Source organism: Eionea flava, assembly GCF_055393785.1.
This window is the reverse complement of record NZ_AP036018.1, coordinates 586,115-604,638: the sequence shown is the minus strand read 5'-3', so window position 1 is coordinate 604,638 and position 18,524 is coordinate 586,115. Positions and strand designations below refer to the sequence as shown.

Here is an 18,524-nt window from a genome sequence, read left to right as displayed (position 1 = left end):
GATTCTTTTTTAGAGGTGTTCTTAAGATAATGTTTATCAGGATTTTGATAGCGCCGCCCATCATCCCTTAATAGACTATGATGATTCACTCACTCAATACGGAATTGATTATGCCACTGTTCTCACTCAGCGATTTAGAAGCCGCATCCGAGCTTGTTCACCAGCAAGTACAGCCTACTCCACAGTATTCATGGCCGCTGCTCAACCAAGCAGCAGGTACCGAGGTCTGGGTTAAACATGAGAACCATACCCCAGCAGGGGCATTTAAAGTGCGCGGCGGCATTACATTTATGCATTGGCTGCAACAGGCACACCCCAATACCCAAGGTGTAGTAACGGCCACTCGGGGCAACCATGGCCAGTCTCAAGCAAGAGCCGCCACTGCGGCAGGGTTAAGCGCTAAAATTTTTGTTCCTGAAGGTAACTCCGCAGAGAAAAACGCGGCCATGGAAGCCTTTGGTGGTGAAGTGATTATTGGCGGCGCTGACTTTGACATCGCCCGCGAAAGAGCCAACCAAGCGGCCATCGATGAAGGTTTATATCCTGTTCCGCCATTTCATCAACATATTGTATTAGGCGTGAGCACCTATGCGCTGGAGTTTTTTTCAACGGTTGCTGATCTTGATACGGTGTATGTACCTATTGGCTGTGGCTCTGGCATTTGCAGTTTAATTACCACCCGCGATTTATTGGGCTTATCCACCAAAATTGTTGGAGTAGTATCCACAGAAGCGCAAGCAGCTAAGCTGTCATTTGATAGCGGGCAACTACAAGAAACAGCCACGGCAAATACCTTTGCCGATGGTATGGCCGTACGTACTGTAATACCTGAAGCCTTTGAAATTTACGCTAAGGGAGCAGATAGAATTGTTGCCGTAAGTGATGACGAAGTCGCGCAAGCGATTCGACTATATTACCGCTGCACACATAATATGGCGGAAGGTGCTGGTGCCGCGCCACTGGCGGCTTTAATGCAAGAAAGAGCACAACATAAAAATAACAAAGTCGGCGTTATTTTATGTGGTGGCAATATTGATACCGACGCGTTTATTACCGTGCTGAGCGGTCAAACACCCAAGGTGTAGACTTAAAAATGGACGATTTCTTCAGCAGCTAGCTGGGAAGCTTATAAGATATTTACAGCGCGTGACTGAAGAAATAGCCTGTTTTTATATTCGAATTTTCAGAATGCTCCACGGATGCAAGCAATTAAAAAGCATTAAGAATTACTATTGAACCCCAAAAAAACGTTTGCGCAATAGCCATTCGGCTTCTGCCTCTTCTACCGACACTGGGCTAAAACGTATTGTTGTACCCGGTGCGCTTTGCGCTAGCTTAGAGAGATCGGTACTGGTGACGCAGCCTAATAGAGGGTAGCCACCCATCGTCTGTCGATCACACATTAAAACAATAGGCTGGCCATTTTTAGGGATTTGTATTGCGCCCAAAGAGATTCCCTGAGAAATAATGCCTGAAGATAACGTATTAATCGCTTCCCCAGATAAACGGTATCCCATACGATCGATAGTCGGTGTCACTTGATAAGTATATTGAGTGAGCGTCTTAATAGCGTCGTCACCCGCCGACACTTGCGAAACATTCGGCATAAAGCGCAAGTTTATCACTTTCGGATAATGAGCAATAAATGCTGGCGGCAATCGCTTCGTCAGACAATGCCGGTGTGGCGTATAGGCAACCAAGTCACCTTCCAGTAGCGGGGAACCTAACTGATCAATACCGCCCAACTTTTCTCGTACAGTGGTTGAGCAGCTTGATAAATGTGGCTCAACAGAAAAACCACCTTTCACCGCTAAGTAACTACGCAACCCGGAAACGGGCGCTTTAAAACTCAGGCGATCCCCCACACTTACAGCATAAGTTTGCCAAGGCTTTATCACTTGCTGATTTAAGGTAATTGATAAATCTGCACCACATAGTGCAATCATTGTGGGCTCTAAAAATGTTGCCGAAAACGCACCATAACTAATTTCTATTTGTGGGGCGTTATAGTGATTACCGAGTAAACGGTTAGCCCATAAAAAAGCATGTTCATCAAGCGGACCACCTTGAGTCACACCCATGTGTTGGTAGCCATAGCGACCGTAATCTTGAAGTAATGCTAAGAATCCAGATTTAACAATACTCAACGACATGAAATACTCAACGACATGAAGAGCCGCCTGCGTTACAGTTCAGCTCACTGGAGGCATCAGAAAGCACACCACCTAGGGCAATAAATTCCTGTTGATTAATCGGTGTAAATTTAACGTGATCGCCAGTGGCTAACTCGCTCAAATTCTCTCGCTGATAATCTATCAATTGAACCGGCGTTCTACCGATAATTTGCCAACCACCGGGAGACGCTGACGGATAGATCGCCGTTTGCTGATCAGCAATAGCCACACTGCCTTTTGCTATTTTTTTTCGTGGAGTTTCTTTTCTTGGCGTTGCAATACGTGAATCAACATTCCCCATATAGGCAAAACCGGGAGAAAAGCCAATGGCATAAACGTCGTAAGTTTTACCACTATGAATGTCAATGACTTCGCTTTCACTAAGCTGGGATTGTTCAGCGAGATACGGTAAATCTAACGCAACCTCTTTGCCATAGTACACGGGGATTTCTATGGTTTTTGAGTCGCTAACATCAGTTGACACATCATCAACAGAAGCGAAGAGTTTTTCTAGGCGTTGCTGACATCCTATACCCGATAGGGTTAATAAATTAAACGTGATATGAATAGAGGCATAGGAAGGCACAATATCAACAAGGTCAGACGCCATTGTGTTTTTAATTTTTTCGGTGAGCTGTTTAACACGTGAAAAATTATCGGCTGTAATCGTTTGCTCAAAAAGAATAATACATGTATTTTCGGATAAACGAACAACACTCATAGCGCTGCCAATATTTCTCGAATGCGTTTAACCGATGGTAGCGCTAATGCACCATCACCATGAATACATAAACTATCCGCTTTAACCTTAAGTTTTTTTCCTGTGCAACTGGTTACCGACTGCTGGGCAATTAATTGCTCTGCTTGGCTCACGATGCGCTCAACATCATCATACACTGCGCCGTCTATTTTTCTGGACTGTAAAAGCCCTTCATCGGTGTACGCCCGATCACAAAACGCCTCGAACAATAACGGAACACACATTGTTTGCGCGAGCATGGTGTACTGTTGATATTGAGTACTCGCCTCGTCTGTTGCCATAATCATTAATGGCGTCGTTGGGCTAATGGAAGCAACCGCCGTGAGTACCGCACGATAAACCTCACTGTCGGTCATCATCGTGTTATACAGTGCGCCATGAGGCTTAACATAACTCACTGATACATTATTAGCTGCACATAGTGCCTGTAAAGCACCTACCTGATACACAACAATATTCACCAGCTCATCAAAAGTAAATAGCATCGCTTTGCGGCCAAAGCCTTGTAAGTCTGGGTAGCCGGGATGCGCTCCAATAGCAACATCATGCTGCTGTGCTAACTTTATTGTCTGCGCCATCACTTGCGGATCAGAAGCATGAAAGCCGCAAGCAATATTACTCATATCAATGTAGGGCATAATCTGGGTATCGTTACCTAAATGCCAAGCCCCAAAACTTTCACCCATATCACAGTTTAATTTCATAGAGAATATTCTTCCCACTTACAATGGCATAAACATTAATTAAAACCAACCGGCGGCATAATTTGTAACATGTAGACAATCAACACCCCACACAATTAAAAAGGTGATTCTTTTATATTGTTCAACGTTTTACCAATTTATATTCAGCTATCTACACTCACTCTTCTAACCAAATCAGGTTAGCCATACGCCCCGTCGTACCATCTCGACGATAAGAAAAAAATTGACTCTTCTCTGTATAAGTACAATGATCACCACCATATATGGCATTAACACCCAATGCATGCAGTATATGTCTCGCTATAGCGTATAAATCGCCCATCCATCGTTGAGAGTTAGGCGATGCTTCAAAATATTCATTGAAAGCTGCGTTGTGACATAAAAAAGCCATTCTCAAATCATCACCTACCTCAAACGCTTGCGCGCCAATCGCAGGGCCCATATATGCCATTACCGACGACGGCTCTTCAAATGTAGATAAAGTTTTTTGCAACACTCCACCCAATAAACCTCTCCAGCCGGCATGCGCCAAAGCAACACGCCTACCTTGAAGGTCACAGAAAAAAACGGGGAGGCAATCTGCAGTCATAACACAGCAAGGTCGGCCAATCATCGTAGCTGTACAAGCATCAGCTTCTATAAGCCCTGCACTACCAAGCTGATCACTTTGTAGATGATCTAAATCAGCAACATCGACACCGTGTACTTGAGTAAGCCAGGTAACTTCGGACAACTGAAGATGTTTGAGAAGTTGCCGACGATTAGAGGCTACATCAGGCGGGCTGTCGCCAACGTGGTCACCGAGGTTAAAACTTTTATAAGGTGGCTGGCTCATACCCCCAGTCCGCAAAGTATAGTAAGCTTTAACGTGAGGCGGCGCGGGCCATGTTAACTGACGAATATTAAACATTAACGTAATGACACCTCTTATTTCTACATATCTCTACAACGAAAACTCGCGAAGTTCTCGTTACACCTTTGATGCTCCTACGGTAATTTCATCCTTATTTTTTTGCTTATTTTTATATAATGCATACATCATAATCTTACGCGTACTCAGCGAGAGATGCGAGAAGGTCTTGCATATCACCAGGAAGATCAGACTCCCACACCAGTGTATCCCCTGATGAAGGATGAACTAGCGTCAACTTTCTAGCATGCAAAGCCTGACGAGAGAAATGAGATAGCACGACTTTAAGTTCAGGAACTGTACCAGCAACCCACTTTTGTCGAGCTAAATATACTGGATCTCCGACCAGTGGGTGTTTAATATATGAGAGGTGTACGCGTATTTGGTGGGTTCGCCCTGTCTCTAGTTGACAAGCAATATGTGTATAACCCGTAAAACGCTGCAATAGTCGATAGTGTGTTATTGCTTCTTTTCCATGATTAGCCGGTGTTGCTCCATGTGAGCGTGACGAATCAACAACAGCCATTTTAATACGTTGGGTAGGGTGTCGGGCCATTGGCTTATTAATCACACCACCGCCGGTTAATTCACCCATAACAACCGCCTCGTATTCACGTCCTAAGCTACGATCTTGCAACTGCTTAACTAAACTCGTATGTGCTAACAATGAACGAGCAATAACCATTAAGCCGGTAGTATCTTTGTCGAGACGATGGACAATGCCAGCTCTAGGCAAGGTACTCAATTCAGGAAAATGGTGCAACAAACCATTCAGTAATGTGCCATCAGGCATACCTGCCCCAGGATGTACCACCAGACCCGCAGGCTTATTAATTACAATAATATCGCTATCACTATACACCACATTTAGGGGAATATTCTGCGCAAGCCAGCGCTCTTCTTCCAACAACTCTGTTTGCAATGTGATTAATTCACCCCCCATCAAACGATCTTTAGGCTTGCAAGGCTGGCCATCTAATAACAAAACAGACTGTTTAATCCAATCTTGTACTCGACCACGTGAATATTCAGCAAGTAGACGTGTAGCGACTTGATCAATGCGTTTACCTGCATCACTATTAGGCACGATATGTTGTTGATCAATAGATATTGTCATAGCAAGAGGGTGTCGCCTAGGTTGGTATTCAGTTATTCACTGTGGTTAAATAGGAGAATATTGTCAATTCCAATTTTAACCACTTCTTACTGTGTTGTCCGTTTTTATGATGCTTTCGATTATGCCTTTTTCTTCGGCGCTGGCTAGTCCCTTTATTCTATTCAGAACCGTCTTCCAAATATTAAAGCGAGGTACACTCGCTTTTATTTGCTTATGTGTATTTCTAACTGGCTGCACCTCCAGCACAATTAGCCTTTCATCCAATGGAACAGAGGCTGAATTATACGAACAAGTACAAAAAGATCTCCGACGTGACAACTTTTTGGATGCCATTAAGTATTTACAGATAATGGAGAAAAAGTTCCCTTTTGGCGAGTACTCAAAATCCGCTCAACTATCGTTGATCTACGCTCACTACGGATTTGGAGAAAATGAAGCGGCGACTGCTGCAGCCAATCGTTTTATTCGATTACACCCTAAACATCGGAACGTTGATTATGCCTACTATATGAAAGGGCTTATCATCTTTCCCAAACAAAAAACATTTATACAGCAGGCTTTTAACGCAGACCTTAGCAAACGCGATATCAGTAGTGCTCGCGCATCATTTAATCATTTTACTGCATTAACACAACTCTTCCCTGATAGTGAATACGCGCCAGATGCACTTAAACGCATGATATTTTTACGCAACCTTCTGGCAAGGAATGAAATTCATATCGCTAATTATTACCTAGAAAGAAAGGCATATTTGGCCGCTGCTAACCGTGGTCGTTACGTGGTCGAAAACTTCCAAGAAACCAGCGCAGTGCCTGATGCACTCGCAGTGATGATACAGGCTTACCATGAAATGAATATCGATGATTTATCAAATGACAGTCTCAACGTATTAAGAGCAAACTTTCCAGATCACCCCGCACTGAACAATGATGGTGGATTTAATTATAGTTACAGTACAACATCTATCGGCTCATGGTTAAGCAAAGTTTCCTTTGGCGTCTTGGGAACTACAAAACCGCCTGGCTTTAACAGTGAATCTCGATACAATTCGGTCTCTGACTAACTACCTCCCTATTTTCCAACCATTTGTGATGGGGTAGCGCCGGTCTCGACCAAACCCCTTTTTCGAAATACGGATCCCTATAGGCGATTGGCGACGCTTATACTCGTTAAGGTCAACCAGGTGAATAACCCTATATACTGTATCAACATCAAACCCTGCTTCAATAATAGTGCCTGCACTTTCATCCCGTTCAATATAACGCTCCAGTATTTGATCTAACACATCATAAGGTGGCAAATTATCTTCATCTTTTTGATCAGGTGCTAACTCAGCCGACGGTGGCCGCTCAATCACGGATCGTGGAATCACCTCCTCACCTAAACTATTACGGTATTTCGAGAGTTCAAAAACCATTGTTTTAGGGACATCTTTTAAAACATCAAATCCACCGGCCATATCACCGTACAACGTTGAGTAGCCTACTGCTAGCTCACTTTTATTACCGGTAGTTAAGACTAAGCATCCCGTTTTATTTGAAATAGCCATCAGCATTACACCACGGCAACGCGCCTGTAAATTCTGTTCAGTCAAATCAACAGGCAAGTTAGAAAATGTATTTTCAAGGCTTGACATAAAAGCATCATATACGGATTCAATCGCAATACTATCATAGTGCACACCTAAAGATTTTGCTTGGGCAGCGGCATCCTCTTTACTGAGGGATGATGTATATAAAAAAGGCATCATCAATGCACTGACCCTTTTAGCTCCTAAGGCGTCAACTGCGATCGCCAATGTTAGCGCTGAGTCGATTCCACCAGACAGCCCTAATATTACTTTCTCAAACCCGTTTTTATTAACATAATCTCGCAATCCTAAAACTAGTGCCTGATAAACTATCTCTAATGATGATGACGGTAATAACGTTAGAGTTTTTGATGGACTGAACATTGCTACAGCCTTACTACCGCCACCAACTACTTGGCATTGCGCTAAAAAAAGGCCTTCTTGGTAAAGTGGTGCCTGCATTTGACATTGCCCATCGGAGTTAACAACAAACGAGCCTCCATCAAAAACTAATTCATCTTGCCCCCCCACTTGATTGACATAAACAATCGCCATATCACCTTGTTTTGCCCGTTTAGAGAGTAACGCCAACCTTTCTTGCTGTTTGTGTTGGTGAAAAGGAGAAGCATTGATATTAATTAATAATTTTGTACCTACCGACTGCGCCTGCAGCAAAGGCGCATCGTGCCAGATGTCTTCACATATGCTGAGTCCAGTGGATATGCCTTTACAGTCAAACACAATAGGCTCTGACCCTGCTTTAAAATACCGTTTTTCATCAAACACTTGATAATTAGGCAATTGCTGTTTGGCATACTCGGCAACCCATTGGCCATTTTTCAAAACACCAGCCATATTATATTGCTGTAAGCCTACTTGCTTTGGATAACCGACAATAACAATGGCAGCAAAATGTTGTTGCGCCAACACTTCTAATGCGTGACTAATTCTTATCTCCATGCTGGGGCGTAACAATAGGTCTTCTGGGGGGTATCCGCATAAAGTAAGTTCCGGAAAGACAACGATATCCGCCTGATAATCATGTAATGCATCAGACGTATACTGAATCACTTTTTCCGTATTGCCTTCAACATCTCCTACAAGCGGATTGATCTGCGCCATTAATACATTAATTGTTGTCATACTTGATTTTCTCTACTACTAAACGCTTAACTGTCAAAATTACAGTGGACGGCAAGCTGCAACCAAACCTTTTCCGTTTTGCTACAGCAACATAAACCCCTATAATAACGGACACTTATACCAAAGGGAAAGTAATTGGCTAATACCATGCTAAACCATTCAAATTACAATAATAAACAACGTTTGTTCACAATCTATATTTACTATCGCTTAGCTATGAGCGTACTTCTAACCGTTTTATTTCTATCTGGATTGGGCAAACAATTTTTAGGCATACAGAGTCCATCTATTTTTGCCTATACAGGCTACGCCTATATTTTTGTTTGTCTATTATCAGCAGCAATGCACGCAACTAAGGTATTGAGCCCCAAAAATACACATATCATTTGGATACTTGTTATAGATTTTATTGCCCTAACACAAATGATATTTACCAGTAACAATATCATTGGCGGCTTAGGGTATTTATTACTCATTCCTATGGCGATTGGTGGAACGTTTTTACGAGGAAAAACCAGTGTTGCTCTCGCCGCATTCACCTCATTACTTATTATTTTCAATAGTGCCATCAACTCGTTAAGCAGCAGTAGTGGTAACGAGTATCTATTAGCTGCCGGCTTAACCGGCATTATTCTTTTTATTACCGCTATTGTCTTTCGCTTGCTATCCAAAAGGTTAGAATACAGCGAAGAACAATTCGAAAAACAAGCAGAAAGAGCTGAACACTTACAAAATATCAGCCAACACATCATTGAAACGATGCAGTCTGGCATTATTGTTATTAACAGCCAATATCAAATATTACTTATCAACGACGCAGCTAAGATGCTAGCCATCAACCACCCTCACTTAAAAAAACCCCAATATATTCCCGAAGTGAAAAATGTTTTAGATCGCTGGAAAATTAACAAGCCTATAGTTGATAACATAACTCTGCTTAACCAAAATAACGATAAAATTAAAATCACTTTTACATCCATGCCAGACAATCAAATTAATGCGATCATTTTACTGATAGAAGACAATAAACATATACAACAACAAGCTCAACAAATTAAACTCGCATCACTAGGACGACTAACCTCCAGCATAGCTCACGAAATACGCAACCCTTTAGGTGCTATTAGCCACGCAAGCCAGCTACTTGATGAATCAGAGAGTATCACTCCCAATGACCAAGAATTATTACGCATGATTCAAGTCAACTCTCAGCGCATTGATCAAACAATTAGTAATATTTTACAATTTTCTAGGCGTAAGCAATCATCTCAAGAAATGATTAATTTGTGCGAGTGGATAAAGAAATTTAAAGGAAATTACCAACCCCAAAAAAAATCAAGCATTAGCATATCTTTTGAAAAAAATCACATATATGGTCGAATAGACCCAAGCCATTTACATCAAATTATGACTAACTTAGTTGATAACGGGTTGACTCACGGAAAAAGAGAACAAGAAAAAAACACTATCCATTTATCAATTTATATTGACCCTAAATCTAGCTTTCCTATTATTGATATAGAGGACGAAGGGGATGGAATTAAGGAAGAAAATTTAAAAAATATCTTTGAACCATTCTTCACAACAAAAAGCCAAGGTTCTGGCTTAGGTTTATATTTATGTAAAGAATTGTGTGAGGCCAATCAAACAGATATTACCTACTTACAAAAGACTAACTCACAACGCAGTTGCTTTCGCCTAACTTTTAATAATTCAACACAAAAGCCGATAAATAATGAAAAATAACATACTGATTATCGATGACGAACCTGACATCCGTCAATTATTGACGATCACATTAGAGCGAATGAACTTTAATGTTCATACTGCACAAGACCTCAAAGAAGCATATCAAGCCATAAAGTCCTACAACTACCAACTATGCATCTCCGATTTAAAGCTACCTGATGGTTCTGGACTCGATATTGTTGACTATATTAATAACAACCATCCCAAAACACCTACCATCGTAATTACTGCCCATGGCTCTATGGATATCGCTGTACAAGCAATGAAATTAGGTGCATTCGACTTTATCAACAAACCCTTTGACCTCAAACACTTTCGTCAACTTATTAATAACGCAACATTATCCACCCAAGCAGCGAAAAGTAATGACTCACTAAGCTCGATCATAGGTGAATCTTTGCCTATAAAAAAACTCAAAGAAAAAATTACACAAGTATCACGCTCGCAAGCACCGATATTTATTACCGGAGAATCGGGTAGTGGTAAAGAAGTCGTTGCTAATGCTATTCACCAATCTAGCCCTCGAAAAGAAAAGCCATTCATCGCCATAAACTGTGGAGCCATACCTAAAGAGCTAATGGAGAGTGAACTTTTTGGCCATAAAAAAGGGAGCTTCACTGGCGCCCATCAAGACAAACAAGGATTATTTGAAACAGCCAATGGAGGAACATTATTTTTCGATGAAATCGCAGACCTGCCACTAGACATGCAAGTCAAACTTCTACGTGTCATCCAAGAAAAAAAGATTCGCCCTATTGGAACACAAACGGAGACATCTATCGACGTGAGAATTCTCAGTGCATCTCATCAACATTTGCTGGATTCAGTTCGCCAAAAAACTTTTCGTAACGACTTGTACTATCGTTTAAATGTCATCGAAATTTCTGTACCGCCTCTTCGTGAAAGATTAGAAGACATCCCTATATTGAGCAATTTCATTTTAAATAAAATTACACAAAGGAACCAATCATCCCCTTTTTTAATAGATACTTCTGCACTAAAAACGTTACAAAAATACACATTTCCAGGCAATGTTAGAGAACTAGAAAATGTTTTAGAGCGTGCATGCGCACTCACTGACAACCATACTATTGATCAACATCATTGCTTACTTGCAACAGAAGATCACGCAGCGAAAAAAAATATACCAACGTCCGTAAAAAATGAACACAAGAGACTACCGCCAAATGAACAAGAGAGCAGCAAAAAATCACCCGAAAAATACGATGCCTCAGTCGAGTCAATTGATAGCTACTTGGAAAAAATAGAAAAAGAAATACTTTTAGATGCGCTAACCTCTATGCGCTGGAATAGAACCGCTACCGCTAAAAAACTAGGCATTAGTTTCCGCTCACTACGCTATCGACTAAAGAAACTAAATATTGATATTGACAATGACACTTAGAAATCGATAATGAATATCGGTTATCACAGGAAGTGGTAATAAAATCAAGGATGATATTATGCTTTACAATAAAGGCTTTACTTTATTAGAACTACTTACCACAATGGCGATCGTATCAATACTGTTTTCCGTCGCCATCCCTTCTCTATACGGCACTCTGCAATCTCAGCAAAGGCTACAAGTTTACGATGAACTGAACAGACTTATCCACTACACACGCTCCCGTGCGGCTTTTAGCACTAGCGACGTGATACTGTGCCCCACAAAAAACAAAATACATTGTATCAACAATTGGCAAATGCCTATTATGGTGTTTATAGACAAGAACAAAAATCGCAGACGTGACAATGAAGAACCGATCGACAGAATAAAAACTGTGTCCCTAAACGACTATACAATCACTTGGAGAGCATCGGCAACATCTCGTTATCTGCGATACGCCCGTGATGGATCAACCGAATACCAAAACGGCACGTTCACACTCTGCCCAATCCCCTCCAATATAAAGGACATTCGAAAGTTAATTGTTTATTTTAGCGGGAGAGTGCGCGAGGCGACAAAAAATGAAGTCAAGTTGAGTGACTGTTAGAAGCCTTTAACCCCAGCAGGCGGCGATATCATCAGGATCGGCGGTATCCGGAACTGGATTACCATTCACATCAACACCCCCAGGGTCAGCACTATCACCATCATTTCCGTCATTATCGAAATCACCACTCACTTGTCGGACACCTGTATTGGTAAGGATAAAATTACCACACTGATTGTCAACCCAGCCTACGGGTGTTGCTGTTAAAGTGAAAGTAGTAATTGGTGCATTGTTGGTTACGGTAATATTGTACAGACCTGTTTCACTCAAACCCGTTAAGCCTAAGCCAGTATTAACAGGAGGGGGATCAAGAGTTATTGAGCTCGCATATCTATTATTAGCAGTAAAAAAACGTTCTTGGCTTGCAGCCAATATAACAAGCGCAGCCATAGCCTCTGCTCGGTTTGAACTATTAATCTGATTTAGATACGATGGATAGGCAATAGACCCCAATATGCCGACTATAGCAATAGCTACTAGTAACTCGATTAATGAAAAGCCTTTTAATTTATTTTTCATATAATGAACTCTACATTTACATTTCAAGGGCAAATAATTAACGCAATATTGTTATTTCACTCACATAACTTTTTCTATTTCTTGTTTCCGGCGTAAAGTAAACGGAATCACCCACTTTCAAAGCATAGCGATTAACTTGTTCTTTTTTACGCGTTTTTCCTTCAAAAATATACACTTTAAGACCAATTAGCATCGAGTAGGACTTATCATTAATAACAATCAATTGTTTATCATTATTCACTTTAGTAATGATATCCGCCCTATCATTTTCATCAGAGTACTCGTCAGCGTAAACTGATCCGCAACAAGCAAACAAAAAAATTAACAATAAAGTCAGAGATTTAAGATCAATAATGTGCTTAGCTAAAAAAAACATAGAATAAGTCCTCATCTAGTTCACTGCAAAATAGTCCATGATTTTCTACCTGATGCTGGAAACAAATCATTTGGATCAACGACGCCATCACTACTACTTATATCGTATGTTTCAGGGGCTTCCCCATCAGCCGTATCGACGTTAACAGAAGGGCCATTGCTCCCTTTACTGACACCTATTCCGGTAATAGCACCGCCTACTCTCACACCTGCAGCATCAGGAGCCCCATCAATTCCAAACACATCAATCGGAGGCTCTCCACCCGTTAGAGGGCTAATTACCATCAAATAGCTAATCCCAGCACTGGCGTTACACAAGCCCTCATTGGGAATAAAAGTCGCAAAGATCAGTAAGTCAGAAAAAAAGATAGGATCAACGACGACTCTTTCTGCAGACGGATCAATTACAGATGTATCGCCCGTACCAGGCAGGCTCTCATAGTACCAACCATATTCCTCATCTGCAGTACTATAGTTAACAGGGCTACTATTGATTCGACGAAAAGCACCATCAGCAAAGTTTTCAATTTCTTGCGCGGTTAAATTGGCTTTACTGAGGCTGCTAGTTGAGCTACCGGCATCCCACACGGCATAAAAGCTTTGATCTACCGTACTACTTTTATCTTCAAATGTGAGATATTGGCCCGTACCAAAAAATACCAACTTATTAGGCTCGGTACTTACCTGAGACTGGATTGGGTTATTACGAACAACAGGACGTGTCGTTATTGATTGGCGAGATTCATAAGCACAAGAACCACCTTCCAGATCGGTAGCGCAGGCTGTAAAAAATGGCGTATTATCAGCGCTATGCAAACCCCATGCAGCCGCACTCTCTGCCCCATCGCTTGTATTTGACACATCAAAAATCCACATATTGCCGTGCAGATCACCGGCGTAAATACGGTCAAGAGTTCCATTACCATCGAGATCCGTTGCTTCTGGCTGAGATAGGCCATTACTATCGCTGTACTCACATACTGGTGTTGCTGCACCCGCCCCTGGGTCACCCATTGTAGCGACATCACATGCAACATCGCCCTCAAGGAATGATTGAGGCGTTGTATATACCCCATCACTACCGTAGCGTACTTGGGCATTTTCGGGTAGCCTGCACGTCTCACCATCATTAGCGCACGCTATCCATGTCGATGCTGATGCGGTAATAATCGTGTAATCACCATAACCATCGTTAAGAATACCGTCTCCATCACTATCTGTTGTCTGGAAAGTCGTTATATTGGTATCTGGGTCAGTAAATTTTTCTGTTGGCGCATCAAGGTACACAATAAACAAAGAAGCGGTACCAGCACCGGAATCGGAACTGTTATAACCGTTACCCAAAATAGCAGCCCAGCGGCCATTATTCATTTTACCGATTATAGGGCGACTATACACGTAACCTAGCTTTTCATGGACAAATTCACTAACGACTATGCGATCTGCAACATTTTCTGCATCACTTAACTTAGGTGCCGATATTTGATTACTGTCACTATCAGGGTTAGTGACATCCAACACATAAAGCCCTCTTCCCCCCGAACGTAAACCACCAACTAAGTAACTTCTCCATTGAGGGTCTGAAAAGTCACTATCTCCGGAATATTCTCTGTCTACAAAAACATCTGACACATTAGGACTGCCGTCGACATAGGCATTACCATCGTAGGTTTCCAAGGCCAAGTCATTTAAACCTCTACCACCTAGAGATGCATCTGATAATATACTCGGTACATACGCAAACACTTCATCACCTGCATTTGCCCCAGTCGCATAGAAACCATGTAACATTCCACCGTTAGAGCCAATATAAATCATCGACTCTCGAGCTTTATGTACCTCATTATTCGCAAATGTTGAATAACTCTCTGTTTCAATATCGTCAGGGTATGTATTATTTGGCGCACCAACAAACTCAGGCTGTGAATGAACCATACTTCCTAGATAACGCTCATCTCTGTTACGAAAAACATACAAGCTAGATGAGTCGGTTGCACTAGAAAAGCTAATACTACCACCGGTACCATTGCTCACTTTAGTTCCATTCAACACCGACGTGCCGTCTAAAGACAAGCCATCATAGCTTCCATCACCGCGTAAATAGTTAACTAACACCTCTCCATACGCCTGATTTCTAGCAATCTCTGATACGTCTGTCGTTGTTGGTATATCCGTTGCTGTTGTGTGTGGAGCATAAGTCAGTAGATCAGCAACTTGGCTACTACTTAATGATGTAGAATTTCCTGCACTCCGATAGTCAGTGGTCACACCATTCTCCATAAAAGAGAATCGAAATGGAATGCCTCTATCACCATTCGATGTAATAATATTTCTCGTCGTTTCACGATCAACTCTGGTTGACATCTCTTCTTGTGCAGACCATGTAGCAATATCCGAAAATGTATTGGATGCACTAATATAAGAAAAGCCTTCTAAATCACCCGACCAATTTGCGGTTTCATAAGATGAGCTAAAGCGAAACTCTCCATCAGTCAGCTGAAAAGAACTGAAAGAAGACCCTGTGGCCGTATTATTGAGGCGCACACCTATCTCAGTAATAATATTATCTAATTCTGTTCTCAAGTTTTCGGCATTAGAGGCACTCACATAAGACCCTCTCCCATTGAAAGCCGCGTGGCGCAAATCATCAATTTTGTCTGCTGTTGACGTGATTGGGTTTGGCCAACGATTGTGTGAAACAGAAAAATCCGTTGGATCGTCAGTCGCATTACCACTCACGCCAAAACCAACACCAAACGTCACCATGTGTTGATGAGAAATAATTTCGTCATTATTTAGTTTTACACTAAGAGAATTTCTTACTGAACTTGCAAGATCCTCAGAAAAATAATACATGGCTACATCAGCTAGGGAATCCTCAAAACCGGTACCGTTAACCTGTACGTCGGCGTAAGCGACGCCTGCATAAGGCCCTACAGAGTCTTGATCGCCAACAAAGCCAGAAGCACCTCCATTAATATCGTGCCCGGTGTTTAAATAGTCTGCAACCGTATCGTCCCATGCGCCATCAGTGAATGCGAGTGTGAAGTTTTGCTGACACTCTCCACCGTAGGCATTGCTGAAAATAGGACTGTTCGGAACCGTCGTATCATTCGATGATATATTATCGTCATCCTCTTGGTGAGTAGCCGCTATTTCAACAAAAGGCTCAGTACCCGTTGAACCGAAAAAGCTGCTTTCAGGGTCGGCACCCTCTGTAAAGTAACGGCCAGCATTACTCAGTCCTCTAATTAGCGGGGTTCCTTCTGATGAATTTGGCTTAGTTCTCACTAATCGCGTAGCATAAATTTTTTCTAATAATGTACTTTTATCCGTCGATATATCTCCCGTAGGATCATTTTCCATATCCTTAATAATTGCACCACCATAACCATTATCATTTAGCGTGGCTAAGCCGACTCTATATTCACTATCATAAACGACATCGGATAACGCGCCTTTAGCTACTGAAATTCGATCTCTGTAATAGGTATACCAATTGGCATAGTTTTCTTGAGTGTTATAAGGGTCATCTACTGGTGCGTCCGCCGCTGTCAAAGGAAGGTTTTCAACGATCACACAATGGAGCTCAGGGTTGCTTTCGTCACAATCTTCTTTGGTCAGCAAACCATCGCCCGGTGGGCCAACATTCGAATCGGAATGACGCCAAGATATAATAAAACCCGAACGAGTAAATATATTATTACCACCGTTAAAAACTAACGATGCCTTACTGCCCTTTACTGTAAATTGATGTATTTCGTTTTTGCGATTACCTGAACTATCATCGTTTAATATTAATGAGCTAGACACTGTGGGCTGCGAACTGTTATTTGGCAATGTATAGCTAGCACCGCTTACAGGTGTTGGGTTACCAAAAAAATCAAACTGACTCGTTACAGTGATAGCATTGGTAATAGGCGCTGCAGCATCACCCCCATAAACCGTCAGAGAGTCGGTATCACTGCCACTATCAACATTAAATTCAACCACAGTAAAAGTAATTGTGTCATCACTTGTGTGGTCACCACCACTACTGACATCAATCACTAAAGTACCGGAATCATCCGCTCGATACCTATCACCACCATTCAAATTACTATCGCTAAACGTCCCCTGAAGCTCTGAGGTATTAATAACACCGGAATTGGGCAGAGCGATAGATTCCGCTGCTGCAGAGTCATATTGAGTAATGCTAGGGCCACATTCACCGGTATTAGTAATGGTGTTAAAGTCATATACACCATCGCTATCGTCATCATCCCAACGAATATAAATATGGTCAGTCAGGTCACTGGTACTAACAGAGTTAGGGCCATTGTAGGGGTTATCCACAACTGCCGTCATATCTACCGCTTGATTGTCAGGAAACACATTCCCCAGATAATCTTTCCACTTACTGTAAGACTCGTTAGGATCGTATGCCAAGGCATTGTAACCGACACATAGCGCTCTCAACTCTTGATCGTTTTGAGCAGAGACACGAGTGATTGGAGCGAGATCATTATCTGAATCAACACCATGAATTTGCTGCGCTTCGTCGGTTACGACTGCCTCAAAGTTCATTGAACCTGAATCATCAAGCAGCAGCAAAATATTCGGCTTTGTTGACGTAACTAGGGTTAAAGGCTTATCTGATAGCTCGCCAGGAGCAGCATTAGCCAGCATTGCACCAAAAGAGATACTAGCTGTGAGGCAGGCTTTGGCAAGCAGTGAAATTGGTGGATGCTTAATATCCTTCAACATATTTGTACCTATAACCTATGGCCTATTCAATTAATATTAGAGAAAAAACCAAAAATATAAACTAAGAATTTAATGTGTATTATTGCTCAACTTCAAAAAAACTCGTCTCTATGATCACCGCCACATTACCAGCAACAGGCAGGCCAAAAGGTGCAGTATTCGACAAGCCCATGGCGGTTATACGAAAAACCTTACGCCCATCCGCACCATCCTGCTGCCGATTAGAATCATCATAATTATTGCTGCCACCAAAACCTTCTGGACTACCTACCGAGTCGCGAGAAAAGGTACTTATGCCCATATATTCAATGGTGTATCTGCCTATTGGATTATTATTATCATTGTTCGCTAACGCACTATTAAGAGCTGTCCACTGAGCGCTATCTTGGCGAGTAAACCCTAACGGTTGAGTAATTCCACCTCCCACGACAGGCTCTGTAAAATATAAACCATCGTCTACAGCAGCAAAGTTAGCGCTCAGCTGATTATCGCCGAAAGATCCAGCCACAGACAAACCATTCAAGAACACCTCGGCCTGTCTCAACACTCGCTCAGCATTAACACGAGCTACTATTTGCTGGCGTTGGTTACCCGCTATCCTCTCTTGAAGCGTAGCGCCCGTCATAGTGGTAACACCGGCAACCGTCATAACCAATAACATCACCAAAGATACTATAAGTACAACACCTTGCTGGCGAGCACACGGCGAACCTGAACGGGCGTTTATAACATATCGGTAGCAATCCATCGTACAGCTCTCAAT

15 protein-coding genes are annotated in these 18,524 nt (G+C 42.0%); 5 read left to right on the top strand and 10 right to left on the bottom strand.

What is annotated here, in order from left to right; genetic code table 11:
• The first annotated feature begins 110 nt into the window (after positions 1-110).
• Entirely contained in the window at positions 111-1,085 is a 975-nt protein-coding gene (locus tag ACZ5O6_RS02780; RefSeq protein WP_464283533.1) for a threonine dehydratase, read from the top strand.
• A gap of 144 nt (positions 1,086-1,229) precedes the next feature.
• Here the strand turns inward: ACZ5O6_RS02780 and ACZ5O6_RS02775 are convergent, their stop codons facing one another.
• The 5 genes from ACZ5O6_RS02775 to rluD all read right to left on the bottom strand — a co-directional run bounded on the left by ACZ5O6_RS02775 (position 1,230) and on the right by rluD (position 5,665).
• Positions 1,230-2,153 carry a 5-oxoprolinase subunit C family protein gene (locus tag ACZ5O6_RS02775; RefSeq protein ID WP_447092075.1) on the bottom strand — a complete coding sequence of 308 codons (924 nt, stop codon included), beginning with the start codon at positions 2,151-2,153 and terminating at the stop codon, positions 1,230-1,232.
• Between the two features lie 7 nt (positions 2,154-2,160).
• A complete protein-coding gene (gene pxpB, locus ACZ5O6_RS02770; RefSeq protein WP_447092076.1) occupies positions 2,161-2,895 on the bottom strand; it encodes a 5-oxoprolinase subunit PxpB in 735 nt (244 codons plus the stop codon).
• Complete coding sequence (locus ACZ5O6_RS02765) at positions 2,892-3,638, bottom strand: 5-oxoprolinase subunit PxpA (protein WP_447092077.1); 747 nt, start codon at positions 3,636-3,638, stop codon at positions 2,892-2,894. Before ACZ5O6_RS02765 ends, pxpB begins: the two co-directional genes overlap by 4 nt.
• 157 nt (positions 3,639-3,795) lie before the next feature.
• On the bottom strand, positions 3,796-4,548 hold the full coding sequence (pgeF, locus tag ACZ5O6_RS02760; protein ID WP_447092078.1) for a peptidoglycan editing factor PgeF: 753 nt from the start codon (positions 4,546-4,548) through the stop codon (positions 3,796-3,798).
• Between the two features lie 136 nt (positions 4,549-4,684).
• Entirely contained in the window at positions 4,685-5,665 is a 981-nt protein-coding gene (gene rluD, locus ACZ5O6_RS02755) for a 23S rRNA pseudouridine(1911/1915/1917) synthase RluD (protein ID WP_447092079.1), read from the bottom strand.
• Positions 5,666-5,786: 121 nt separating this feature from the next.
• Here rluD and ACZ5O6_RS02750 point away from each other — a divergent pair, with 121 nt between their 5' ends.
• The gene (locus ACZ5O6_RS02750; protein WP_464283532.1) at positions 5,787-6,728 is read left to right on the top strand and encodes an outer membrane protein assembly factor BamD; all 942 of its coding nucleotides are present in this window, start codon (positions 5,787-5,789) and stop codon (positions 6,726-6,728) included.
• Here ACZ5O6_RS02750 and ACZ5O6_RS02745 read toward each other — a convergent pair whose 3' ends face one another.
• Positions 6,729-8,378 (bottom strand): NAD+ synthase, encoded by a 1,650-nt coding sequence (locus ACZ5O6_RS02745; protein ID WP_447092081.1) that lies wholly within the window; start codon positions 8,376-8,378, stop codon positions 6,729-6,731.
• A gap of 147 nt (positions 8,379-8,525) precedes the next feature.
• Here ACZ5O6_RS02745 and ACZ5O6_RS02740 point away from each other — a divergent pair, with 147 nt between their 5' ends.
• The 3 genes from ACZ5O6_RS02740 to ACZ5O6_RS02730 are packed head-to-tail and all read left to right on the top strand — an operon-like array spanning position 8,526 to position 12,121.
• Positions 8,526-10,124 carry a sensor histidine kinase gene (locus tag ACZ5O6_RS02740; protein WP_447092082.1) on the top strand — a complete coding sequence of 533 codons (1,599 nt, stop codon included), beginning with the start codon at positions 8,526-8,528 and terminating at the stop codon, positions 10,122-10,124.
• A complete protein-coding gene (locus ACZ5O6_RS02735; protein ID WP_447092166.1) occupies positions 10,111-11,532 on the top strand; it encodes a sigma-54-dependent transcriptional regulator in 1,422 nt (473 codons plus the stop codon). Before ACZ5O6_RS02740 ends, ACZ5O6_RS02735 begins: the two co-directional genes overlap by 14 nt.
• A 58-nt stretch (positions 11,533-11,590) precedes the next feature.
• Positions 11,591-12,121 (top strand): GspH/FimT family pseudopilin, encoded by a 531-nt coding sequence (locus ACZ5O6_RS02730; RefSeq protein WP_447092083.1) that lies wholly within the window; start codon positions 11,591-11,593, stop codon positions 12,119-12,121.
• Between the two features lie 6 nt (positions 12,122-12,127).
• Here the strand turns inward: ACZ5O6_RS02730 and ACZ5O6_RS02725 are convergent, their stop codons facing one another.
• The 4 genes from ACZ5O6_RS02725 to ACZ5O6_RS02710 form a co-directional block, all read right to left on the bottom strand.
• Positions 12,128-12,640, bottom strand: a complete 513-nt coding sequence (locus ACZ5O6_RS02725) for a type IV pilin protein (protein ID WP_447092084.1) — start codon at positions 12,638-12,640, stop codon at positions 12,128-12,130.
• A gap of 37 nt (positions 12,641-12,677) precedes the next feature.
• Complete coding sequence (locus ACZ5O6_RS02720; protein ID WP_464283531.1) at positions 12,678-13,031, bottom strand: hypothetical protein; 354 nt, start codon at positions 13,029-13,031, stop codon at positions 12,678-12,680.
• A 5-nt stretch (positions 13,032-13,036) separates the two neighbouring features.
• A complete protein-coding gene (locus ACZ5O6_RS02715) occupies positions 13,037-17,761 on the bottom strand; it encodes a pilus assembly protein (protein ID WP_447092086.1) in 4,725 nt (1,574 codons plus the stop codon).
• Between the two features lie 79 nt (positions 17,762-17,840).
• Positions 17,841-18,509, bottom strand: a complete 669-nt coding sequence (locus tag ACZ5O6_RS02710; protein WP_447092087.1) for a pilus assembly PilX family protein — start codon at positions 18,507-18,509, stop codon at positions 17,841-17,843.
• Positions 18,510-18,524: the final 15 nt, after the last annotated feature.